Annotated in this window: 3 protein-coding genes and 3 pseudogenes; 1 reads left to right on the top strand and 5 read right to left on the bottom strand. The window is 69.6% G+C overall.

Annotated elements, in window-relative coordinates; genetic code table 11:
- Positions 1 to 450: 450 nt before the first annotated feature.
- Entirely contained in the window at positions 451 to 771 is a 321-nt protein-coding gene (locus ACFY4A_RS42310; RefSeq protein WP_390834633.1) for a DMT family transporter, read from the bottom strand.
- 17 nt (positions 772 to 788) lie between these two features.
- Positions 789 to 1,559 (bottom strand): SDR family NAD(P)-dependent oxidoreductase, encoded by a 771-nt coding sequence (locus tag ACFY4A_RS42305; RefSeq protein ID WP_390834632.1) that lies wholly within the window; start codon positions 1,557 to 1,559, stop codon positions 789 to 791.
- Between the two features lie 104 nt (positions 1,560 to 1,663).
- On the opposite strand from ACFY4A_RS42305, the gene ACFY4A_RS42300 reads away from it, so the two are divergent.
- A complete protein-coding gene (locus ACFY4A_RS42300) occupies positions 1,664 to 2,302 on the top strand; it encodes a TetR/AcrR family transcriptional regulator (RefSeq protein ID WP_390834631.1) in 639 nt (212 codons plus the stop codon).
- A gap of 351 nt (positions 2,303 to 2,653) precedes the next feature.
- On the opposite strand, the pseudogene ACFY4A_RS42295 reads toward ACFY4A_RS42300, so the two are convergent.
- From ACFY4A_RS42295 to ACFY4A_RS42285, 3 pseudogenes are all read right to left on the bottom strand, one after another.
- Positions 2,654 to 3,730: pseudogene (locus ACFY4A_RS42295) on the bottom strand (IS110 family transposase).
- Positions 3,731 to 3,850: 120 nt separating this feature from the next.
- A pseudogene (locus ACFY4A_RS42290) lies at positions 3,851 to 4,091 on the bottom strand (IS5/IS1182 family transposase); the annotation flags it as partial.
- Positions 4,086 to 4,673: pseudogene (locus ACFY4A_RS42285) on the bottom strand (transposase); the annotation flags it as partial. The pseudogenes ACFY4A_RS42290 and ACFY4A_RS42285, both read right to left, overlap by 6 nt.
- Positions 4,674 to 4,873: the final 200 nt, after the last annotated feature.

Genomic DNA, 4,873 nt, shown 5'->3' with positions numbered 1-4,873 from the left:
GCAGCGCGGGCACAGGTCTCCTCAGTGGTCACAGAGCGTCGCAACTCCATGATCACCGGGATCTGTGCCCGTTCTGTTGCCGGGGTCCCCAACCGCCCCTATCCGCCCGGCCTCTTACACTCCCCCTGTAGGAAGGCACTCTCGCGGTGGACGAGGGGCGCTCGGGAGCCAGTTGCCGTCCGCCCGGCAAGAGGTACGCGTACGCGGGCGGCGGCAGGGTGGCGCACCTCCGTGCCGGATGATCGCCTCTTTGAGGCGTGCTCCTGGACGAATCGGGCGACAGCCTCCAGCCGGACCCGCTCCCGCGAGGCCCTCCCGGTGTCGGTCAAACCGCCGCCCTGCGCATGTCTCATGCACAAGGACCTACACGGCTCAACACCCCTCCCGCAGACGAACGCCCCGACACCACCCAATCAAGTTCAGTACGGCCCGCAGCCGCTGCCCGGGCCCTCAGCCGTCCTCCAGTAGGCGCAGCCCCACCACCCCGGCGAGGATCAAGCCCACGCACAGCACCCGGGTTGGGCTGACGCGCTCGCCGAGGGCGACCACCCCGGCCACGAAGACTCCGGCGGCCCCGATACCGACCCACACCGCGTATGCGGTGCCGACCGGCAGGGTGCGGATCGCGAGGCTGAGCAGCAGGAAGCTGGTCAGGGCCCCGGCGAGGGCCAGGACGCTGGGCCACAGGCGGGTGAAGCCCTCGGCCTGCTTGAGGGCCAGTGCCCAGACGAGTTCGAGCAGCGCGGCCACGGCCAGGATGCTCCAGGCCACTCCCGAGGTCGCCGTTCTCATGCGTTCGCGCCCGCGTCCACGGTGATCGCCGCGCCGGTGATGCCGCGCCCGCCAGGGCCCGCCAGGTGGGCCACGGTGGCGGCGATGTCGTCAGGCTCCAGGTAGCGGCCCAGGGCGGTCAGGGCGCGTTCGGATTCGGCCTCGGGGGCCGCGGCTGGGTTCATGTCCGTGTCGGTCGAGCCGGGGTGGACGATGTTGACCGTGACGCCGCGCGGGCCCAGCTCGCGGGCGAGTGCCCGGGTCAGGCCGGTGAGCGCGGACTTGGTCATGGTGTACAGGGCGAGGCCAGGGAAGTGGGCACGTTCGGTTAGGTTGCTGCCGATGTTGATGACGCGCCCGCCCTCAGGCAGGTGACGCAGGGTGGCCTGCACGGCGAGGAAGGCAGCGCGGACGTGGACGGCCAGCGCCCGGTCCAGTTCCTCGGGCGTGACGTCTTCGACGGGGCCCATGGGGGCAATGCCGGCGTTGTTGACGAGGATGTCCAACCGGCCGAACGCGGCGGCCGTCCGGTCCACGGCGGTGGTCACAGCCCGGGGGTCGGCGGCGTCGGCCTGGATCGCCAGCCCCCGCCGCCCGGCGGCCTCGATGTCGGCGACGACACCAGCCGCCCGTGTCGCGCTGGCTGCGCTGACGTAGGTGAACGCCACGTCGGCGCCCTCACGGGCCAGGTGCCGGGCGATGGCAGCTCCGATGCCCCTGCTGCCGCCTGTGACCAGGGCCGTCGTGCCCGTGAGCTGGTGTGGGAGTGTGCCCGTTGGCTCGGTCATGGAGTGATCCTCATTTCTGTGTCGATCGGCACAGAAATATTCGCCTGGCCAACAGCACATGTCAAGGCATATATTTGATGAGCGACACAGAAAGGCGGTGACTCATGGCGACAGCGGCCCGGCCCGGCGGACGGCCACGGGGCCGGCCCCGGAGCTTCGACCGCGGGGCGGCCCTGGCCGCGGCGATGGAGGTCTTCTGGGAACGCGGCTACGAGGGCGCGACGATGAGCGACCTCACCGCTGCCATGGGCATCAACTCCCCCAGTCTCTATGCCGCCTTCGGCTCGAAGGAGGAACTGTTCCGCGAGGCCGTCGCGCTGTACGACGCCACTGAGGGGGTGCCCATTGCCCGCGCCCTGAGCGAGGAGCCCACGGCGCGGGACGCCGTCGCCACGGTGCTACGCGAGACCGCCCGCGCCTGCACCGAGCCGGGCAGGCCCACCGGTTGCATGATCGTCATCGCGGCTCTGAACTGCTCGGACGCCAACTCGTCGGCCAGCGAGTTCCTCTCACGGTGGCGGCGCGAGGGCGATGTGGCTCTGGCCCGCCGCCTGGCCCAGGGCGTCCGCGACGGCGATCTGCCGGCAGGCACCGACGCCACGGCGATGGCCGCCTTCTACAGCGCCGTGCTCCACGGAATGTCCATCCGCGCCCGCGACGGCGCCACCCGCGCCGAACTGGTACGCACGGCCGAGACCGCCCTGGCCGCTTGGGGTGCACTTATCCGACCGTCGGCCCCATAGAAAGTCAGCCAGGCACCGCCTGAGGAAGATCCAGCACCGCCCCCGGCTGATTGACGCCTGCCTCACCCAGGCCGGCCTGTCCCTGGACAGGCCTCCATACCCCACCCGACATCACGCATTCAACTTCAGCACCAACAGCGTTCGTGTTCACGCGCCTACCTATCCACCAGGCGCTTCGGCTCGTCCCAGAGCAATAACAGATGACCACGGCCAGGGCCGGGTGAGCTGCCCCGAGTTTCGTATAGTCCGGCGATCTTGTTTCAGGCGGACTGCGGGGAGGCTTCCTGTTGTCGCCACCAGTCGCGTTCGTACTCGGCAGGCGGTACGTAGTCGCGGACGCTCTCCTGTACGTCAACCCCTCTGGACTGACCTGTTCGGTGTGCTGTCCTGCTTGATCAGGTAGTAGGCCTCGCGGGCGACGTACCGTTTCAGGCAGCGGATGATCTCCATCTTTGACTTGCCTTCGCTGGTGCGGCGTTCGACGTACTTCTGGGTGGCTTTGTCGTAGTGCAGGCGGCAGACCACGGCCATGTGGAGAGCGGAGTTGGCTTGGCGGTCGCCACCGCGGTTGAGCCGGTGCCGCTGGACCTTCCCGGAGGAGGCCGACAGCGGGGCGACACCGCAGAGTTTGGCGAAGCGGGCCTCGTCGGTGACCCGCTGAGGGTTGTCGCCGCAGGTGACCAGGAGCTGGGCGGTGTTCTCGATCCCGAAGCCGGTCCGCTCCAGCAGCGAGGGTGCCAGCTCGCGGACCAGAGGCTCGATCATCGCGTCGAGATCGGCGACCTCAATCGTTGAGTTCGAGGTAGCGGCGGGCCAGGGACTTGATCGCGATGCGGGTGGCTGAGATGGGGTCACGGAAGGCGGTCTCGTCCGGCCGCCAGGCGGCGCAGGCGCGGATGAGCTGCATCCGCGTCAGGTTCCGTACCTGGTCGCGGAGTTCCTCGGGCGCGGAGATGATCTGGCAGCGCAGCATCTGCAGGGCGACGCGGCGGGCTTTGACGGCGGTGGAGCGGGCGATCCGCAGGACGCGTAAGGACTCGACCATGCCGGTGCGGGTCTTGGGAGTGACCACGCGGTTGCCGGCCAGTGCGGCGTGGGCGGCGTTCTCGGCGTCGAGGGTGTCGTCCTTGCCCCGTCGGCGCCGGTCGGAGCGGTCGGGCCGGTTGACCTCGAGGATCTCGATGCCGGCCTGCTGAAGATGGCGCAGGAGTCCGGCGCCGTAGGAGCCGGTGCACTCCACGCCGATGCGGCGGACGTCGCCGAAGGTGCGCATCCAGGCGAGCAGGGGCGGTAACCGGCTCGGGTGGTGGAGAACGCTCGGGTGTCCAGGACGTGTTCGTCGGTGTCGATCACGGCGGCGACGTGCAGATCTTTGTGGGTGTCCACGCCGCCGATGACGACGCGGGAGACGGGTGGGATGCTGGCCATGTCGGCCTCCTCGCGGACGAGAGCGCGGTGGGTCGGCGCGCGGTCACCGAGGCGGCGGACAAGACAGTGATGGGACCTTGGCCAGGCTCTCCTTAAGAGTTCACGCGGATAGGCGTGTGGTCAGGGTCGGCGGTTCGGGCGTTCGTCCCAGCGGTGTGACGTCCATGCCCGTCGGATCAGGCTACGCACGGTGATGATGGTGTCGGCGAGGTCGAAGAAGGTGTCGATGACGGTGGTGCGCCGCTCGTAGCAGCGCGAGCCGGTAGAAGGCGTTCTGCCAGGCGTGGGTGCGTTCGACGTGCCAACGCTGGCTGGCCTGGATGGGCGTCTTCTCCCCCTTGTGCGCGATGCGTCCGAGCGCGGCGCGGGCCTGCTCGTCGTCCCAGGCGATCTTCGGCTTGCCCGGGTTGGCGTAGTCGTGGGCGGTGCAGTGCGCGGCGGCGACCTCCTCGGCGCCGGGCACCTCGCGGATCACCCGCCGGATCGCAGAGATCAGCTGGGTGACCGTGTCCTGGGTGGCGACCGCGTCGTCGAACACCGTGGAGTCCAGCGCGCGGCGTCGCCTGCCCCTGAGGATCCCGGTGGCGGCCACGACCTCCTTGACCCGGGTGAAGATCCGCCCCGGATCCGCCGAGCGCTGCAGGCGGCGCCGGAAGTAGGTCAGCAGCGACGGGTCGAACGCGGTGTCGTTCAGGCCCAGCCCGCACGCCGCCTTCCACCGCAGGTCGCAACGCAGCTCCAGCACAGTCTCCACGTCCGAGGTCCCGTACAGGCTCTGCAGCACCACCGCCGCCGCCAGCACCTGCGGTGGCAGGCTCGGCCGCCCGTTGGCCGAGGGGTACATGTCCGCGAACATCTCCGGCGGCAGCAGCCGCTCCCGGTGCTCGGCCAGGAACGCGAACACGCTGCCTGCCGGGATCAGCTCCCGGCAGGTCTCCCACACGTCCGGTCCGACCGTCTCCCCGGCCCATTCCCCCTGCACGCACAGCAGTCTGGCCACACGTCACCACCCGCGGGGCCAGAACCCGAGATTTTCAGTGATCTTCGAACGTTGTTTTCGGACCAGACCCGGTCAGACCCGCCCGCAGCGTCACCACGTCACATCCTCGCTGTCAGGTGTGACGGTTTGTTCGGCCCAGATGG

The organism is Streptomyces sp. NPDC001292 (assembly GCF_042896465.1).
In the GTDB taxonomy this organism is placed as follows: Bacteria; Actinomycetota; Actinomycetes; order Streptomycetales; family Streptomycetaceae; genus Streptomyces.
The sequence above is the reverse complement of the archived record's forward strand: the minus strand, read 5'-3'. Positions and strand labels throughout refer to the sequence as shown.

Bases quoted from the DNA above. Each gene is read 5' to 3' on its own strand.
- ACFY4A_RS42305 (WP_390834632.1), bottom strand. From the start codon at position 1,559: ATGACCGAGCCAACGGGCACACTCCCACACCAGCTCACGGGCACGACG.
- ACFY4A_RS42300 (WP_390834631.1), top strand. From the start codon at position 1,664: ATGGCGACAGCGGCCCGGCCCGGCGGACGGCCACGGGGCCGGCCCCGG.